Below are 16238 nucleotides of genomic sequence, written 5' to 3'. Positions count from 1 at the left end.
CGGCAGGCGCACTACGTACGCTGGGGGGATCTAAATTCCGGTCTCTCGCCTACAAGGAGTCGGAAATGTCTGAAGGTGTTGGATTGATTGAGCGGTTTTACAAGGAAGTCATAGAGAGCGGAAACCTCGCCCTCGTTGATGAGCTGGCCGCGGACAGCTATGTGGATCACGAAGAGGCCCTGCCTGGGCAACCGCCGGGCAAGGATGGCGTCAAGTTCTTCGTGAACACGATGCGGACGGCGTTCCCGGACATCAAGGTCAAAGAGATCGAGCCCAAGGTGGTCGCCGGAAACCTGGAGGCGTGCCATGTGATTCTCACGGGTACGCATCGTGGGGAACTGGCCGGCATCCCGGCAACGGGCAAGAGCGTCGAGTTCGATTGCACTGACATCATCCGTGTCGAGGACGGAAAAGTGGCCGAGCACTGGGGCACGACGGACAACCTGAGCCTCATGCAGCAGATTGGTGCCGTGGCCGTTGCCTGATCCAGGCGACAAACAACAGGGCCGGCGCGCTCGCGGCCGGACTGCGCTAAAAAAACCGCGCAGCAAAAAATGGCTGTCCACGTTCCCCTCGGGGAAACGCGGACAGCCGTTCGACGTCGACGACGGTTCGATCAGAGGGGTTGTCAGCGCCCGGCGATGTGCTCCGCAATGTACTCGGCGTCGCGTCCCACACCGGCCACGATCGCCGAGCTGTGCCCGGTGAGCCACGGCAGGCCCACGGCGTAGAGGCCCGGGTATTCGGTGACGCCGCGGCTGTGGCGGGGGTAGTTCCATTCGTCCAGTACGGGGATGTCGAGGATGCCGAAGTCGAGCCGGTGTCCGGTGGCCCACAGGACGGACGTGACGCCTTCCGCTGCCAGGTTCAGCCGCGCCGGCTCGGAGGGAAGCCAGTCGTCGGCGGGCCGGGGTTCAGCCTCCGGCGCTTCGATCCCAGCAGCGGCAATGTACGCATCGAGCATTGGTCGGAGGCGCTGGCTGAAGCCGGCCTCAATGGTGGCGAGGCGTTCGGCGAGGTCATCGCTGAAAACGAGGACGCCGTCGTCCGCTGCCTCCAGGTGGCCGTGCAGCCTGATACCGCGGCGGCCCAAATCCCGTAGATGGATGTCATGGCCGCCGTGGGCGCCGGACAACAGCGGGTTGCAGGCAAACCGAGCCGCCGGTGAGGGCAGCCGTTCCACGGTAAGTCCGTTCAGCCCGTGCTCGGGGCCGTGCAGCCCGAGCTGCATCATCCAGAAGAAGGTGTCCTTGCCGCGGTACCGCCGCGGCGCCTCCGGGCAGGTGGACACCGCCAGATGGACAACGCGGTCGGCCGCCAGCAGCTCCTCGGCGATCTGGCCGCCCGACTGGCCGGTGCCCACAATCAGCACAGCGCCGTCCGGCAGTTGGTCCGGGTTGCGGTACTCGTCGGTGTGAAGTTGCACGATGTGCCCCGGCAACCGTACGGACAACGCGGGGATTTTCGCTTTCTGGAACCCGCCGGTGGCCAGCACCACGTTGCGCGCTTGCCAGCTGCCCCGGGTTGTTTCCACGTCGAAGGCACCGCCGTCCGCGGCGGCGATGCGCGTGACGTCGGTGCCGGTGTGGACCGGAGCGCCGATGGCCTCCGCGTAGTGCCGAAAGTAGTCCACCACGGCATCGCGAGGCATAAAGGCGTCCGGGTCCGGACCGGAGTAGGGCATGCCCGGCAGGGACAGCGAGAAATTCGGGGTGTTCAGGTAGAACCCATCCCACCGGTCCTGCCAGGCACCGCCCAGGGCGGCGCGCCGTTCCAGTACCTGATGCGCGACGCCGGCCCGGTCGAGCCAGTAGCTCATGGCCAGTCCCGCTTGGCCCCCGCCCACAACGAGCGTGTCCTCTTCAGCGTCCATCTCCGCCCACCACCTTGATCAGTGCACCATGCGCGAGGAACACGATCCCGGGAGAATGCTGGCCCGCGGAGGTCTCCATGCGAGGAGCTTACGCCGGGTCCGGGTCTAATTACATGGGATTTAGGAGGCACAGAATGGCCGTGGTTCCGGGGTTGGCCGGGGCCTGACTGGCTCAGGCAAGCTCGGCGCAGATATCCCTGCTCGTTCCGGTGGTCTCCAGTGAAAGGAGCGTGGAGCCGTCGGTGTCCAAGGTGTACACGATACGGCCGTAGTACTGGGTGGTGCTCGGTCCTTGGGGGTTGTCGGTGGGAAACAGGACGATCCCGGCTGTTCCGGTCTCGGTGACGGTGGAAGTTCCATCTGCGTTTCCGACTATGCTGCGGTTCGAGCCGGTGGGCCGGATGGTCACGGATTTCAGGGTCGTCAGGTTGGTGTACGTCAGGGTGTATCCCCTGCCCGTCTGGAAAATGCGCACCACCTCGCCGTTTCTATCTATAAATGTTCTGACGTTCGCATTCGAACCGGTTCCTTCAACGCGCAGAGGGAAGTCTGCGCAAGCTTGTCCCGCGGGCAAGTCAAATGGCCCGAGATCCGGAACAGGGCCCCCTTTTTCCGGAGGGGCCGCAATTGCTGCCGGCGACACGGCGAGCAACCCGACGGCAAGGAGAATGGATGGTGTGATTCGACGAGTCGTGGTGAGTTTCATGGGTATCTCCCCAGGTTGTTGTCGGCCGGCTTTGGCCGCAGATAATACGGAAGATGCGTACCAAAAGGGTCCGCTTTTTCGTCGCGTTACGTCGGTGTGCTTTTTCACGGCCGTAAGGAGGCCCAAATTACAGGGGCTGTCGGTTAATGTGAAAGGTCCTGGGCCCCTTGATGTGTTGCCGTTAATGTGTAATGGCACCAGGCAAAGCGGTACCGGAAGAAGCCGGTGACGTATTGAAAAAATGAACGGGAAATCACTGGATCCTTCGCACTCCGGGGGCTCCTGTAACCGGTCCAATTAAAGGCAAACGGGGCGGCCACAAAGAGTGGCCGCCCCGTTTATCGAGGTGCTAGCTCGCAGCCGCGTACGCCTTGGGGAGCTTCAGGCCGCGCTCGTCCATGACGGTGCGCAGGCGGGTGGGGTAGTCGGTAATGATGCCGTCCACGCCGAGGTCCATCAGCCGCGTCATGTCCGCCGTGGTGTTGACAGTCCAGGGGATGACGGGCAGGCCCAGTTCGTGGGCTTCCTTGATCATGCCCGGGGTCACGGAGGCGAAGGCGGGCGAGATGACGTCGTAGCCCTGGGCAGCCGCGGCTTTGGCGAGCGAGCCGCCATAGGTGTCGATGTCGATGCCGCCGAGGTTGGGGCTGGCGCCGGGCTGGCCGACCTCGAGCCAGGCGTCGCCGCTGGACAAGGCGACGAGCGGCAGCTGCGGGGCGATTTTCTTGGTCAGGTTCAGCGAGGACCAGTCGAACGACTGCACGGTGCTGCGCCCGGCCATCCCGGCGGTGGAGATTTCCGTGACCACGGCCTTGGTCAGGGCCACCATGCCCTCGCCGCCGGACTTCCCGTCCTCCACCTTCGTCTCGATGTTGAAGCGGACCTTCTTGGCGTCGGCGTCGCGCACCAGCCCGAAGACGTCCTTGAGCTCGGCGATCCGGTTGCCCTCGATGACGTCCTGCTCCGGGTATCCCTTGAGCTGGGTGAACCCGCAGTCCAGGGTCTTGATCTGCGCGAGCGACAGCTCGGCCACCCGGTCACCGACATACGGGAAAGCCGTGTCGCCGGGAGTCACCGGAGCGGTGTCGCGGCACTTGTCCGCCTGGATGGTGTCGTCATGCCAGACGATCACCTTGCCGTCGGAGGTCAGGTGGGTGTCCAGTTCCAGGGTGGTGACGCCGAGCTTCAGCGAGTTGGCGAACGCGGCCAGGGATTCCTCAGTCCACTCGCCGCGGCCTCCGCGGTGCGCCTGCAGGTCAAAGGAGCCGTTGCTCTCGTTGGTCTTGATTGCCGTTGTTGCGGCAGCCGTTCCGGCAGCGTTCGACGACGGCGAGCCAGCTTCGGGGTTTGAAGCGGCGACGGCGGGGCTCGCCAGCGAGGCGATGAGCGCGGCAGCGGCCACGGCTGTCAGGGGTGTGCGCATGGTGATGGTTCCTCCCGGGTGACGTTACCGGCGTCGTGCCGGCGACCCGACCACCGTAGGGAGGTGAGGTGGACAGTTATCTTCGGGCGGTTGGACCGGGAATGAACACCAGGAAGACGAGCTCCGCGAGGATGTGGGAGACGCCAATGGGACTGTGCAGATCTTCCGGAGCAGACGGGTTCCTCAGGTGCCGCTACCCAAGACCGCCTGCAATTTCTCGAACGATTCGGTCCAGCCGTTGCGGTGCAGTTCGAGGCGCTCGTCCGTCAGGAACGGCCCCTGCGAGAGCACCAGGCGCGTGCCTGTGCCGGTACTTCCGAGCGAAAGGTCCACAACAGTTTCCCGGTCATCCGGCGCCGGTTCCTCCCAACGGAAGGTGTACACCAGGCGCCATGGAGGGTCGATTTCCAGGAACCTTCCGGAGAGGTGGAAGGGTTCGCCGTCGAGCGGGGTCATGGCGAAGCGGTAGCGGCCGCCTTCGGCGAGGTTGACGTCGGCCGCAGGGATGATGAAGCCGTGCGGACCCCACCACTTCACCAGTTCGGCCGATTCCGTCAGCATCCTAAAGACTTCCTCCGGGGGAGCAGCGAGCGTGCACTCCAAGTTCAGGACCAGGCCGCCAGTTTCCTCATTCCCGGTTGCCGCATTAACGGACTCCGCATTCATCCTTCAACTCTGGCATCATGCGGCCACCGGCGGAAGTGGACCGGCGGCCGCCGCCCGTCACGCCGCAAGCGTCAGCAGCGTGCCTTCCGTCACGGCCTGTTGGATCGGCGCCTTGTAGCTCCCTGTTCGAAGAGCGTCCCTTCAGACCAGCCCAATGCCAGTCACCCCTGTTTCCGCAAGACCAAATCGGTCCATAATGGCCACATAACTTCGGGGACCCCTCACGCTGGTGATGGGTGGCGCGGCGTTGAAGAGTCCCAGGTGGCTGCCCCCGGCTCGGCGCAGGGGCGGTCACGGGCTCCGGACAGGTATTCCGGGGACCGAAACCGGGGGGAGCATCGCCATCGCTGCGGTCATTAACGCACTGAAGGGAATCATCATGATCAAGGATTCAAACATCATCGCTGTCCTCCCCGCGAAGGACATCAACAGGGCGAAAGAGTACTACCGGGACAAGCTGGGAATCGAACCCTCCGAATCCATGGAGGAGGGCAGCGTGATGTACAGCTGCGGCCAAGGAACCCGCTTCCTTGTCTACCAGACAGACAATGCAGGGACCGCGAAGAACACCCAGATAGGCTGGGAAACGGACAATCTCGAACGCGAGATGGAAGAACTGCGGGGCCGCGGCGTCGTCTTTGAAGACTACGATTTTCCCGGCCTGAAGACGGAGAACGGCATTGCCACCGCATCCTGGGGGAAGGCAGCCTGGTTCCTGGACAGCGAGGACAACATCTTCAACATCTCGCAGCGCACATAGGCCGGAGTCCGGTACCGATCAACGACGCAAAGCGTCGCTGGCACCGGCTACGAAGCCGGAGAGAACCGGCTCCCGCCACCAAAGCGGGAGCCGGTTTCAGCGCCAGGCTGGCCGGCCTCGAGCCAGACGTCGCCGCTGGACAGGGCAAAGAGCGCGGTCAGAACGGCAGGGTAAGCAGTATCGACTGCCCGCGCGCTAGTTCGTGTCCCGTTCCCCCGGCCGCCGGTGCCGGTGGTGCAGCTCGTAGCTGTCGAACACGTCGGAAGAAGTGGCTCCGGAATGGCCGAATTTGCCTCGAAGGACGTCCGCGAGTCCCTCCAGCGCCGCGTGGAGCATCCGTCCAGCGAACTGCAGTTCAGGGCTCTCGCTGCGCTGGGCCTGGGATGCCAGCTCCTGGGCGTAGGCCACCGTGGCGGGCAAGGAGCCGCGCTGCTCAATTTCACGGAAGTAGTAGGTTTCATGGAACGCAAGCAGGTCTATGCTCACCGTAGCCACGTTTCCGGCAATTGCCTCCAGCAGTCCGGTAGCGTGACTGGGATCCATGGCCAATACACCTGCCGGACCTGCGGCCTCCCGGAACAGGGTCAGCTGGTGGGCAAGGGCACGGCGGCGGTTCAGGGCCGGGAACGTCTGCAGGATCCAAGTCACTGTTGCTGTCAGCAAGCCGAAACCGGTGACGGCCTCGAGGGCGACAACCAGCCGGAGCAGTGGTTGCGTTGCCACGATATCGCCAAACCCCACGGTGGAAAGAGTGACCAGGGAGATGTAGAGGGCTTCGGCAAAGTCGGCCCGCAGTGGAACTCCGGCTCCGTAAACAAAGCCGTCCGTCAGATGGGGCAGGTATAGCAGAGCCCAGCCGATGGCCGCCAAGCCTGCCCAGGCACCAATGACAGCGGCCATCGCCAAGGGTGCTGCGATGAAGGAGCCCCGGCCCCGCAGTTTTCTCGATACAAGCCAGAATCCGCGCATGATCGCCCGGCCCAGAGGACCGGAACCGTGCGGATAAAGGAGTGTGCGAAAGACGTCAACGAGCATCAGCAGAACCAGCCCGGCCCCTAAAACCGTCCAGAGCGTGTCCTCGAAGTCCATGCCTCATCTTAGAGGCGACCCTTACTGAGGAGCAGCCGCACGGTCCGGGCAACGGGCCCGCAGGATAGTCCCCGACGGGCGGGTTCCCCAGTTGCTCGCAGACATCGCCGAAGCAGATGGCGAGCACTTTGGGTGCCTAGCGTGCGACCATCAAAGTGCCGCAGCCCGTGGGTGTGCCGGCTGTATCGGTTCGCTCGCGCAGAGTGGGCCGGAAACGACGTCAAGGGGGAGCGTTGTGAGTAGGGGATCTCGGCCGAATGAAAGTTCGCTGCCGCGCTGGGCCAGAACCGCCGTCGTTGTCTATTTGTCGGTGGTGGTTGCCGTTGTTGTCGCCGCGCTGCTTACCGCAGGCTTCGAACTGGCCCTGGATGCCAGGTTCAAGGAGGGCCTGCTGCTCGTCATGGTGGTTCTGACACTGCCCGTTTCGGTTGGCTATTTCATCATCGGCACTTTTGGCTCCGGGGGTGAGTTGGGCCTGATTACTGTCCTCTACTATTTGGGATACGTCCTCCTTGCGGTGGTCAACGCGGGTGTCTTCCGAAGGATTGTCCTCAGCACCCGGAAGCGCGCACGGGTGCCGGGCGCCGGCATGCCCGGCGCCTCGCCTCATTATCCGGGCGTGAAACTGCGCGGGGTAACCCCGGACGCCAGAAAGCTTTGGTGGACCGTTCCGCTGGCAGTTTTGCTGAGTCTTCCGCAGTGGATGGTGGCGAGTTTGGCCTGGTGCGGGATCAGCGGCTGCAGTGGCGGAGGTTTCGGCGTGGCCACCGGTACCGAATGGGTCGCGGTGATCCTGAGCGTCGTCAACGGGGTCATCGTGGCAGTGGCCGTGTTCGCAGTGCGCTGGCTGTATCCCACCAGGAAGCGTGCCCTCATTGCATTGGCGGCCGGGACGCTGTTCGGCCTGGTGGGCGCTGCTGTCACCCACGGGTAGTGGCCGGGGTCAGCTCGGCGTGGCAGTGTCATTTCGATGCGGGAGCGGTCCACCCGCTGGCGAGCCTCGGCATGTTCGACGGCGCGTTCCACCTCAGCGGGCAGCCTCGCATCCGCTTTTGGCACGTCCCACAACCGGGCCTCCGGGTCGGACGGAGGATCCTTAAGTCTGTTCCTCCTGCTCCAGTGATCCTGCACCATCTGCGGAGGCAAGCCAAGAAAGGATTAATCTTCCGTAGGGCACTGACTCTTGGTACTGGCTATGATCCTGCGGCTTAAACTTTTTGATACAACCTGGGTAGGGATCCCAGTCTGATATGCGATGGTCGATATCGTTCTCGGAGTCTTGGAACACGTGGAATCCCAGATAGTCCGTGCGCCGATAGAAGTTCTGCCAATGTTGTCCGCTCCGCAACAGGCTCACAAGGGACCCCTCGGGCGGAGTAAATCCACCCACGGGCGGCTGCGGCGGTGCGTCTGGGACCGCACTGCGGAAGTCCGGCCGAGTGGTTACCTGATGACCAAGTACTGCGGGGCCGAGCAGGTCCGGGAAGAATCTGCCGAACCATGCCCGCAGTTGCGAGCCGTAGGACACAAACCTGATTCGTGCGAGCTGTGCGTCGGGCAGTTGAAGCATCACGGCAGCCAGGATGGCTGACCCGAGGCTGTGTCCCGAGAGGATGATGCAGTCGTATTTCGCTGCGGCCTGCATATCCGTCTCCTTGCACGGCGTATTTGACCCATCCGCATTCCTCGAGCAGGTCACCCCCGTTAGGCCGCCACTGATTCTGTCCAACAATTCAGGTACAACACGCTCTCCGTAGCATGGAGGGCTGAATGGGTGCGCAGCGCGAGGCCAGAACGTGGCCAGATCCCAAATCACGCCCACGGCCCGCAGCAAGTCCTCATGGAAGATGCCCAACGCTATGAGGACAAGGAGGGTGAGCCCGGAGAAGGCGGCCAAGATGACGCCCCATTGAACGAGTACTGAGAAGAACGGTTCCTGTCCGCTAAGCATGCCCAGGGTAGCCAGCAATCCCATACCCAATGGCACGAGTACGAGGGCACCCAGGAGCGCCTCTGCACGGTGAATGACGGCCGCAAAGTACCTGGAACGGGTCGCCCTGCCGAGCAACGCGGTCTCGTCGGCCCAAGGCTCCGTCTGTTGATCCTCTTGGGCCAGGTCCCTTATGTCTTGGGCACCATCACGGTGGAATCTGAGGAGCAGAATCACGGCGACAACAACGGCTATCACCAGTCCCGGCAGGAACAGCATGGCGAACCAAAGAAAAGGGCTGGGTACCACCAGGGTGTTGCTGACTTCGGCAGAAGTTTCATGGGGCGTGGACGGGTTCAAAAGAGCGGGATTTAGGCGTCCGTCCAGAATCGCGGCCGACAATAAGGTAACCACTGATGAATACATGACGCCGAGGAAAACAGCGAATGAGAGGAGATACGCCGGGGCCAGCCCAAACCACGCCCAACTGAGGACCACGCCCTTGCGGGATCTGTAATGGACCAGAGCGCCGACGAGAATCACGACCACCAGGAGGCAGGCAACGGCCAGGAAATTATCCCTGCTGATCGTTGGATCAACGATCTGCAAAGTCATGAAGGCGGCGAGAATTATGCCTGTCACCCATGCGAACCAAACCGCCGAAAGGACAGCGGCGAGCAAGTACACGAAGGTAAAAAGGCAAGCCGTGATGACGAGTTGAAAGTCGGAACTCAGCGGCAGTTGCCCGCTCTGATCCAAAGTTTCATGGCCATTCAAGAGCCAGCCGATGTTGGCTGCAAAAGCTGCGGCCGCCATCACCAGCAGCACCCACGTCCCAAATCGCCGTGTGCGCTGAAGTTTCACAGAAGGACCATGCTCTATCTGGTCCTGGACGCCGAGGGCTATCCACAGAAAGACTGCCAGCAGCACAATTCCGGCGGATGTCAGCGGGATGGGCAGCGCCCACGAACCGCCTGATTCAAGGGCATGGACGGGCGCCGCGCTGGAGATGGCGAGCACGCAGAGCCCACACGCCACGTGAAGTCTCAGGAGAGAGTTCGTCCTGTCCTTGCCTTCCCAGAAGGCAGGCCGGCGCAGGATCTGATGATCGTGGACGTGTCCGTCCGGGTACGTGTGACGGGGCGTTCGTGCTTCTGTTTTACGGATCGACTGCCGGCTAAGTGCCACCAGGACGCCCAGCCCTGCAAGGGGAATTACTGACGCAACGGCAATCCGCTCGACGGCGCGGGGGCTGTTGAAGACGGGCGTAAGGAAGCTGATGCTGGCACACCAGGATGTGCCATGACGAAAACACTGCCACGCAACAAGATCGACTGCGATGCTGCAGATAGTTGCCAGCAGGAGGCAAGTAAGCAGAAGGCCCGCCCACCGGATAAGGACCGCGGCCACATACTGCCGGCGTCCCGCCGTGGACAGTCCGGGCCGGGACCACATGGCCACGTTGACAAAGGCGAACGGGGCCAGCAAGAGCCACAAACTTCTCCCGACGCTCTCGAACCCCCGGGCCCCGGAGGTTAGCCTGCCCCAGAAATAAGCCTCCACATGCAGCTGCCGCCTGCCGTCCAGGTTCGGATCGGCCCCCGTCCCGGCGTCGCTTACTCCTTGACGTGCCTTGCTGGAGCAGTAGAAGCCTGTCCTTTGATCAACGGTGTCCGTCCCAACTCCGGGAGGAGCAGGTTCGCAGGGCCGCTCGGCGCCCTGGGGCACTCCCAGACTTTCCCAGGGACGGGTTCCCCGGACGCCATGAACTCGCACTTCCAAGAAATGAAGCGGGTCACTGGCCATGGGATCGCCTCAGGCTCTGCTGGCCGAGTAGGGCCACTCTTGCAGTGGCTGCCGATGCCGCGTGCCTTTGCCCGGAAGCGTGGCTGGGATCAGCAACATTCTCGTTTCGCGCCGACCTGACCGGGCGGCTGGGGCTAGCAGATGTGGAAGACATTCCAGGCCCCCTCCGAGACCTTCCGACGTCGATCGGCAAGACGAATTCTTCGTCCAGCGGCCGCCCCTCACGGTACCGACTAGTTAGCTCCGGATTGCGAAGCGTGTCAACAGTGCTTGTGCTGACCCAGTCGCGGCGGCCGGGCCCGTCTGGGGCCGGAAGAGGCGTCCGCGCCTTAGCCTTAGTCCCGCCGGTGTTGTGTCGGTTCCGTCCTGTAGTGGGGTGGGACGCCAATAACTGCACGGCATTGATCGGATCGGGATCCTGAGTAGCATTGCAGGCACTTCCAAGCTGAGGAGCGTCATGGACAGGTTCGAGGATACGACCGCGCCGGCAACCGCCGTACAGGGCAGGGCGTACAAACTTGCAGCCGACGAGGGGACCGCCCTGTGGTTCACGAATGCATTGGTCTTGGTCAAGGCGTGCGGCCCGGAGACGAAGCAGCGCCTGACCATTGTGGAGATTCTGCATCCGGCTGGCTACGCGCCACCGATGCACCGGCACCTGGTTGAGGATGAATCCTTCTACGTTATTTCGGGCACGGCTCTGTTCGAGAGCGACGGGCAGCGCTTCACCGTGCAAAAGGGAGATTTCGTCTTTCTTCCCCAAGGTTCCACCCACACATTTCTTGCCGGACCGGAAGAGCCCTTCCGCAGCCTCGTGATCACCGTGCCGGCCGGCTTTGAAACCTTCGCGGCCGAGGTAGGAGCGCCGGCAGCGCGCAGGGAACTGCCGGCACCTGAACCCATCGACGGCCCGGCACTAACCGCGATCGCTGCACGCCACAACATCGAGATCGTCGGGCCGCCGCTCACCACCTGACAATGGCGAGATTGTCCCCGACTTGAATTCGACAACGACATCCCGACACGTGCGTTATGCCGCCAACCCGCTCGGGACCTCCACTGCGTGCTGCGGAGCCCGGGTGGCGGCCAGCCGCTTCGCCAGGTATTTGGCGTCCCGGCACACGCCGGGGAGGGTATCCGACGCCGCTGCGAAGATGAGGTCTTTCCCTAGCAGGTAGAGGCCCGGCAGGGCGTCCACGATCCCGCGGTGCTGCTGCTCCCGCCAGTTCGCGGGCAGCGCCGGGATGTCCAGCCACGGGTAGGCCTCGGTGAAGCCGGTGCACCAGATGACGTTTGCCACCGGAAGGCGCTGACCGTCGTCGAGTATTACTGCGCCGTCCTGGACTCCGGTGACCCGCGGTACCAGGTGGACGCCGGCGGCGCCCAGGTCCGCGAGCTTGGTGCGGATCAACGGCGAAGCCATGCCAGCAATCTTGGGCAGGGCCTTGCGCCCGACCGGCGTGTTGGTGTTCAGCACGTGCATCCCGGCGAAGCGGACCACCGGGATGAAGAAGCGGGCTGCCGTCCGGCCGTGCCGGAACGGGATCTCGGCACTCGGCTTGCCGGCCAGCCAGGTTTCATGCGTGCGGCTGGTCTCCAGGGCGATCTCCGCTCCGGAGTTGCCCACCCCCACCACCAGGACGGGACCGGGCTTGAGCTGGGTCGGGTTCTGGTAGTCGCGGGAGTGGAGCTGCACGACGCCGGACGGCAGTTCCGCCGCAAAGCCCGGCGTCTTGGGCAGCTGGCAGGCGCCGGTGGCGAGGACGACGTTCGCCGCCGTCCACCGCTGCGTCCCGGCCGTGACATGGAACCGCTGCCCGTCGTGGCTCAGCCGGGTGACGGCCGTGTTGGGCCGGACAGGCAGGTGAAACCGTGAGGCATAGTCCTCCAGATAGTCCGCCTGCTCGTCCTTGGTGGGGAAGGCGAGGGGGTCGCCCGGGAAGGGCCGGCCGGGCAGGCCGTTGTACTTGGCGGGGGTGAACAGCCGCAGCGAGTCCCAGCGGCTCCGCCACGCGTCGCCAACCCGTGCGCCGGCGTCGAGAATGACAAAGTCCCGGTGCTGCTGCGCCAGGTAGTAGCCCAGCGCCAGGCCGGACTGCCCGGCGCCGATGATGACGGTGTCGACGGCGGCAGGGCCGACTTTGCCGGTGCCGACGGCGCCGCCGGTGTCAGTTGCTGGTGTGGTGTTCATGGTGGTGCCTCCTTGCTGATGCAGGTGCAGTTGGGTGTTATGAACACTCCGGAAGCGCAGGTACCAGCAGGGCCTTGAGCAGCATGGGCAGATAGCTCACCGCAAAGAGGCCGGTGGAAACCATTCCTGCGAGCACTGAAACGTTCATGCCATTAACGCTATTTTTCGTCGCGTCGCGGCGAATCGGGCGAATCACCCATTTCCCATGGGTCGGGGAGAACTCGGGAATGGGTAATTTTATGCAGGGCGGGAGGTCAGGGCGAGTCCGTGCTGGTAGGCGTAGGCCGTGACAGCGGCTCGGGAGGTCAGGCCCAGTTTGGTGAAGATATTGCTCAGATGCCGGGCCACTGTTTTTTCGCTGATGAACAGCTCGGCAGCGATGTTTCGGTTGCTCAGGCCGGCGGAGACGAGCTGGACCACCTCGGTTTCCCGGGCGGTGAGCGGCCCGGCGTCGGCTGCGTGATGAGCGTCGTTCTCGGAGGCTGGCAGCGGGGTTGTCCGGGCGTCCGGCGCAAGGGGCGCCGATTGCTCAAGCTCCGATAGCGCCGGCGCGGCGCCCAGCTCAGAAAATACTGCCCGGGCGGCCTCACGCTCCAGCTGGGCGGATTCCTCATCTCCGAGCGCAGCGAACAGCCTGGCCATGAGGGCGCGGCAGCTGGCCGCTTCGAACGGGGCATCGAGGCTGAGCCAGCGCGACCACGCGCGGCGAACCAGGACCAGGGCAGCCGCAGCGTCGCCTTCGTGGAACAGGACCGAGGCCTCCGACTGCTCGGCGAGGGCGTGCAGCATGGGCATGTCGATCGAGGTGCAGAGCGAGGCCAACTCCTCCATGGCGGCCCGTGCTGCCCGTGCGTCGCCTGCTGCCAGTTCTATTTCCACCCGGGCGGCGAGCATCCGGCGCCGGTAGTCGGGGGCGGCACCGTCCATGGCCTGCCGTAGCAGGGACTGGGCCTGGTCGGGCCTGCCTTGGGCCAGGCGCAGGAGTGCCAGCCCGGGTTGCGGCGGGAAACCTGTCTCCTGGGCGTGCAGGTAGGAAGCTTCGGCGGCGTCGAAGTCGCCCCGGAGCCGGTGGATTTCGCCCTGTTCGTAGAAGCCGCCGTAGGCGGCCATATGGTCGCCGTGGAAGGCGAGGTCCTGCGCGGTTTTGGCAGCGTCGATCGCCTCGGTCCAGGCGCCGTGCAGCCGGTACAGCTCGGCCCGGTGCATCTGGCACTGGCCGCTGAAGGCCACCACGTTCTGTTGCGAGTCGCACCACCTGTCCAGTGCCCGCGTCCACTCGTGGGCGCGGCGCAGGTCAAAGGCCAGATGGCAGGTTTCGATCATTGCGCAGTAGATGATCCCGGCGGGGATGGGGGAGATTTCCCCGACGGTGACGGCGACCATGGCTTCGTCAAGCAGGGCCAAGCCGCCGTCGAACTCACCCAGCATGATCTTTGCCTGCCCGAGGCCCAGCGTACCGAGGGCCGCCGAGTCAGCGTCGCCGCGTGCCCGTCCGAGGCCGGCGGCCCGGGTGAAGGCTTCCGCGGCGGTGGCGCCGTTGCCTTGGTAGAGGGCGTCCAGCCCGGCAGGGATGGACAGCAGGCCCTCGAATGGGCAAGGCTCGGGCAGGTCCTCGACGATCCGGTGGGCGCGGGCGAGCCAGCCGGCGCTGCGGGCCGGTTCGCCCAGCAGGATGAGGTTCAACCCGGTCCAGACGGCGCAGCGGGCGGCGGCGGAGTAGTCGCCGTCGGCGAGGTATTTCAGGTGCGCCCGGGCCAGGATGTCCACTCCCTCGGAGCCCCGGCCGGTGAGGATGACGGAGGTGGCCAGCTGTTCCAGATCGCTGGCCGGAAGTTCGGCGTCGTGGTCGGCAGCGGTGTACTGCCCTACAGCGTCCGGCCAGCGCCGCGCGGCGTAGGCTTCCCGGCCGTGTGCGAGTGTAGACATCGCGCCTCCCCGTTCCCGGCGGCGGGTCTGAGCCTGTCGGCGCTGCCCGGCCCGGCACTCGCGGAACCGGTGGTGGGCGGCGCGGCCCGTCATCTGCTTTTCAGGCTACCGCCGGGGTTAGGGGGCGGCAAGGTGCGGAGACCAAGCGCCAACGGGCCCGAGTATTTCACCACGACGGCGGCGCCCTTGTTGCCCACGCCGGCCGCCTCAGGTGTACATGAGGGAGCCGGGAGTGGTGAGGAGCTCGCCGGTTTCAAGCCAGGTCTTCAGGCCGGAGAGAATCATCGGCCAGCCGCCGTAGAGCTGTTCGTTGGCGCCTTCGCGGAGCTGGTCGTGGGTGACGGTCAGGCGGCAGGAATCGCCCACCGGTTCGATCTCCCAGATAACCCGGGACGTGCCTTCGTCCCTGACGTCCTCGCCCCAGAGCGCGCGCATGCTCTGGACGAGCCGGCGGGGCGGGTCCACTTCCAGGTTCTCGCCTTCTCCCAGGGGTTCCCCGCCCTTGGATGCCATCTCGAACCGGGATCCCGGCGTCCAGTCCGAGGTGATGACGGACCCTAACTGGTATTTGCTGCGGATCCCGCCGTCCGTGATGGCCTCCCTGAGCCGCTCCGGAGTGGTCTTGATGTAGATTTCGAAGATTTTTTCCATGGGACATTCCAATCTGGTTTTGAGGTCGCTGAGGCCAGCGGCCCATGGTTCGGCATATTTGCTCACCCAGCGGTCGTGGACCAGCCGGATGGGTACCGGATTCAGGAAGTGGAGTTTCTCGCGCCCCCGACGGCGGGTCACCACCAGGCCGGCGTCCTCCAGGACCTTAAGGTGCTTCATCACGCCGTAGCGGGTCATCTGGAAGCGGGCCTCAAGGGCGTGGAGGGTCCGTCCGTCGTTCCTGAATAGCTCATCCAGGAGATCGCGGCGGGTGGCGTCGGCCAGGGCCGTCGGTGATGCAGCTCGTAGCTGTCGAACACGTCAGGCGACATGGTTCCTGAATGGCCGAATTGACGTAATAATTCCCGGTCCCGGCGTCCCATCAGAGAACCCTCACCGGAAGTTCCCAGCCAATACTCATGTTTCCCGTCTATGTGGTTATAGTTCCTCGTGGGGGATTGATCTGTCTGGTATGGCACAGGGCTACATCTCAGTGACACCGCATGGCGGAGAAGCCGCCCAGGGAATCGGCCAAATAAGTAAGACAGGAACTGCCATGACAGAGAATCAAACTATTCCGGACGCCAAACGTGACGGCAAGGCTCAGGCCGCCGCGGACAAGGCATATCGCAAGGCATCGCGGCCTTGGTTCAAAAAGAAGCGCTTTCTTTTGCCTCTGATCCTTCTCGTGATTATCATCATTACCTCGGTTTCCAACGGCGGAAAGAAAGACTCCTCTGCTGCCATCTCTCCTTCCACAGACGCTTCGGCCGCGGCGCCCGCGGCAGCAGCTGCGGCGCCGGCAGCAGCGGCTTTCCCGGGCGCCAAGGACAGTGACGTTGTTGGAAAAGCCGGTGCCGCCCTCAAGGTCGGCGACGCCACTGTTACGTCTGCCCCAATCGCGAAGGGTGACGCAACATTTGGGAAGACCATTTGCACGGCAACGACAATGAGCAACGGGTCGAAGGAAACGATTTCCTTCAATGCGTTCGACTGGAAGCTCCAGACTCCGTCTGGCACTATCCTGAATCCTGGCTTCACAGGCAGCGATAACACGCTTAACTCCGGTGAGATCGCTCCGGGTGGTAAGGCCAGCGGCGACGTGTGCTTTGACAACAAGAAGGCCGAAGCAGGCAAGTTCGTCGTCCTCTACGAGCCGGTCTTTTCATTCTTCTCCGATCGGGCCGCTTGGATTAATTCCCTCTAAGCATCATGAC

General features: G+C 64.0%; 14 protein-coding genes. 5 read left to right on the top strand and 9 right to left on the bottom strand.

Translation table 11 applies throughout. The annotated features are described in order from the left end of the window. The first annotated feature begins 65 nt into the window (after nt 1–65). Nucleotides 66–485, top strand: a complete 420-nt coding sequence (locus tag AC1DXI_RS17655; protein WP_018773913.1) for an ester cyclase — start codon at nt 66–68, stop codon at nt 483–485. A 143-nt stretch (nt 486–628) separates the two neighbouring features. Here the strand turns inward: AC1DXI_RS17655 and AC1DXI_RS17650 are convergent, their stop codons facing one another. From AC1DXI_RS17650 to AC1DXI_RS17635, 4 genes are all read right to left on the bottom strand, one after another. Then, nucleotides 629–1873 (bottom strand): flavin-containing monooxygenase, encoded by a 1245-nt coding sequence (locus AC1DXI_RS17650; protein ID WP_476939686.1) that lies wholly within the window; start codon nt 1871–1873, stop codon nt 629–631. A 172-nt stretch (nt 1874–2045) separates the two neighbouring features. Continuing rightward, on the bottom strand, nt 2046–2351 hold the full coding sequence (locus AC1DXI_RS17645) for a hypothetical protein (RefSeq protein ID WP_476939685.1): 306 nt from the start codon (nt 2349–2351) through the stop codon (nt 2046–2048). A gap of 577 nt (nt 2352–2928) precedes the next feature. Beyond that, nucleotides 2929–4002, bottom strand: coding sequence for a glycerophosphodiester phosphodiesterase family protein (locus tag AC1DXI_RS17640; RefSeq protein ID WP_476939684.1), 1074 nt, complete (start codon nt 4000–4002; stop codon nt 2929–2931). A 183-nt stretch (nt 4003–4185) separates the two neighbouring features. Next, nucleotides 4186–4668, bottom strand: coding sequence for an SRPBCC family protein (locus AC1DXI_RS17635; RefSeq protein WP_476939683.1), 483 nt, complete (start codon nt 4666–4668; stop codon nt 4186–4188). Between the two features lie 379 nt (nt 4669–5047). Here AC1DXI_RS17635 and AC1DXI_RS17630 point away from each other — a divergent pair, with 379 nt between their 5' ends. Further along, the gene (locus AC1DXI_RS17630) at nt 5048–5428 is read left to right on the top strand and encodes a VOC family protein (protein WP_476939682.1); all 381 of its coding nucleotides are present in this window, start codon (nt 5048–5050) and stop codon (nt 5426–5428) included. Between the two features lie 195 nt (nt 5429–5623). Here AC1DXI_RS17630 and AC1DXI_RS17625 read toward each other — a convergent pair whose 3' ends face one another. Then, nucleotides 5624–6517: a potassium channel family protein gene (locus AC1DXI_RS17625; protein ID WP_476939681.1), complete on the bottom strand. Its 894-nt coding sequence runs from the start codon at nt 6515–6517 to the stop codon at nt 5624–5626. A 235-nt stretch (nt 6518–6752) separates the two neighbouring features. Between AC1DXI_RS17625 and AC1DXI_RS17620 the strand changes: the two genes are divergently transcribed. Next, nucleotides 6753–7451, top strand: a complete 699-nt coding sequence (locus tag AC1DXI_RS17620; RefSeq protein WP_476939680.1) for a hypothetical protein — start codon at nt 6753–6755, stop codon at nt 7449–7451. 162 nt (nt 7452–7613) lie between these two features. Here AC1DXI_RS17620 and AC1DXI_RS17615 read toward each other — a convergent pair whose 3' ends face one another. Then, a complete protein-coding gene (locus tag AC1DXI_RS17615; RefSeq protein WP_476939679.1) occupies nt 7614–9935 on the bottom strand; it encodes a hypothetical protein in 2322 nt (773 codons plus the stop codon). Between the two features lie 775 nt (nt 9936–10710). Between AC1DXI_RS17615 and AC1DXI_RS17610 the strand changes: the two genes are divergently transcribed. Further along, the gene (locus AC1DXI_RS17610; RefSeq protein WP_476939678.1) at nt 10711–11229 is read left to right on the top strand and encodes a cupin domain-containing protein; all 519 of its coding nucleotides are present in this window, start codon (nt 10711–10713) and stop codon (nt 11227–11229) included. 54 nt (nt 11230–11283) lie between these two features. On the opposite strand, the gene AC1DXI_RS17605 is transcribed toward AC1DXI_RS17610, so the two are convergent. From AC1DXI_RS17605 to AC1DXI_RS17595, 3 genes are all read right to left on the bottom strand, one after another. Then, nucleotides 11284–12444, bottom strand: coding sequence for a flavin-containing monooxygenase (locus AC1DXI_RS17605; protein WP_476939677.1), 1161 nt, complete (start codon nt 12442–12444; stop codon nt 11284–11286). A gap of 237 nt (nt 12445–12681) precedes the next feature. Beyond that, nucleotides 12682–14370: a LuxR C-terminal-related transcriptional regulator gene (locus AC1DXI_RS17600; RefSeq protein WP_476939676.1), complete on the bottom strand. Its 1689-nt coding sequence runs from the start codon at nt 14368–14370 to the stop codon at nt 12682–12684. A gap of 207 nt (nt 14371–14577) precedes the next feature. Next, entirely contained in the window at nt 14578–15306 is a 729-nt protein-coding gene (locus AC1DXI_RS17595) for an ArsR/SmtB family transcription factor (RefSeq protein WP_476939723.1), read from the bottom strand. 271 nt (nt 15307–15577) lie between these two features. Here AC1DXI_RS17595 and AC1DXI_RS17590 point away from each other — a divergent pair, with 271 nt between their 5' ends. Continuing rightward, nucleotides 15578–16228, top strand: a complete 651-nt coding sequence (locus AC1DXI_RS17590; protein WP_476939675.1) for a DUF4352 domain-containing protein — start codon at nt 15578–15580, stop codon at nt 16226–16228. The last annotated feature ends 10 nt before the right edge of the window (nt 16229–16238 follow it).

Source organism: Arthrobacter sp. P1_H7, from assembly GCF_056405215.1.
Note: the sequence above shows the minus strand (reverse complement) of the source record. Positions and strands in the feature narration are given on the sequence as shown.

Bases quoted from the DNA above. Each gene is read 5' to 3' on its own strand.
- AC1DXI_RS17655 (WP_018773913.1), top strand. From the start codon at position 66: ATGTCTGAAGGTGTTGGATTGATTGAGCGGTTTTACAAGGAAGTCATA.
- AC1DXI_RS17650 (WP_476939686.1), bottom strand. From the start codon at position 1,873: ATGGACGCTGAAGAGGACACGCTCGTTGTGGGCGGGGGCCAAGCGGGA.
- AC1DXI_RS17640 (WP_476939684.1), bottom strand. From the start codon at position 4,002: ATGCGCACACCCCTGACAGCCGTGGCCGCTGCCGCGCTCATCGCCTCG.
- AC1DXI_RS17635 (WP_476939683.1), bottom strand. From the start codon at position 4,668: ATGAATGCGGAGTCCGTTAATGCGGCAACCGGGAATGAGGAAACTGGC.
- AC1DXI_RS17630 (WP_476939682.1), top strand. From the start codon at position 5,048: ATGATCAAGGATTCAAACATCATCGCTGTCCTCCCCGCGAAGGACATC.
- AC1DXI_RS17625 (WP_476939681.1), bottom strand. From the start codon at position 6,517: ATGGACTTCGAGGACACGCTCTGGACGGTTTTAGGGGCCGGGCTGGTT.
- AC1DXI_RS17610 (WP_476939678.1), top strand. From the start codon at position 10,711: ATGGACAGGTTCGAGGATACGACCGCGCCGGCAACCGCCGTACAGGGC.
- AC1DXI_RS17605 (WP_476939677.1), bottom strand. From the start codon at position 12,444: ATGAACACCACACCAGCAACTGACACCGGCGGCGCCGTCGGCACCGGC.
- AC1DXI_RS17600 (WP_476939676.1), bottom strand. From the start codon at position 14,370: ATGTCTACACTCGCACACGGCCGGGAAGCCTACGCCGCGCGGCGCTGG.
- AC1DXI_RS17590 (WP_476939675.1), top strand. From the start codon at position 15,578: ATGACAGAGAATCAAACTATTCCGGACGCCAAACGTGACGGCAAGGCT.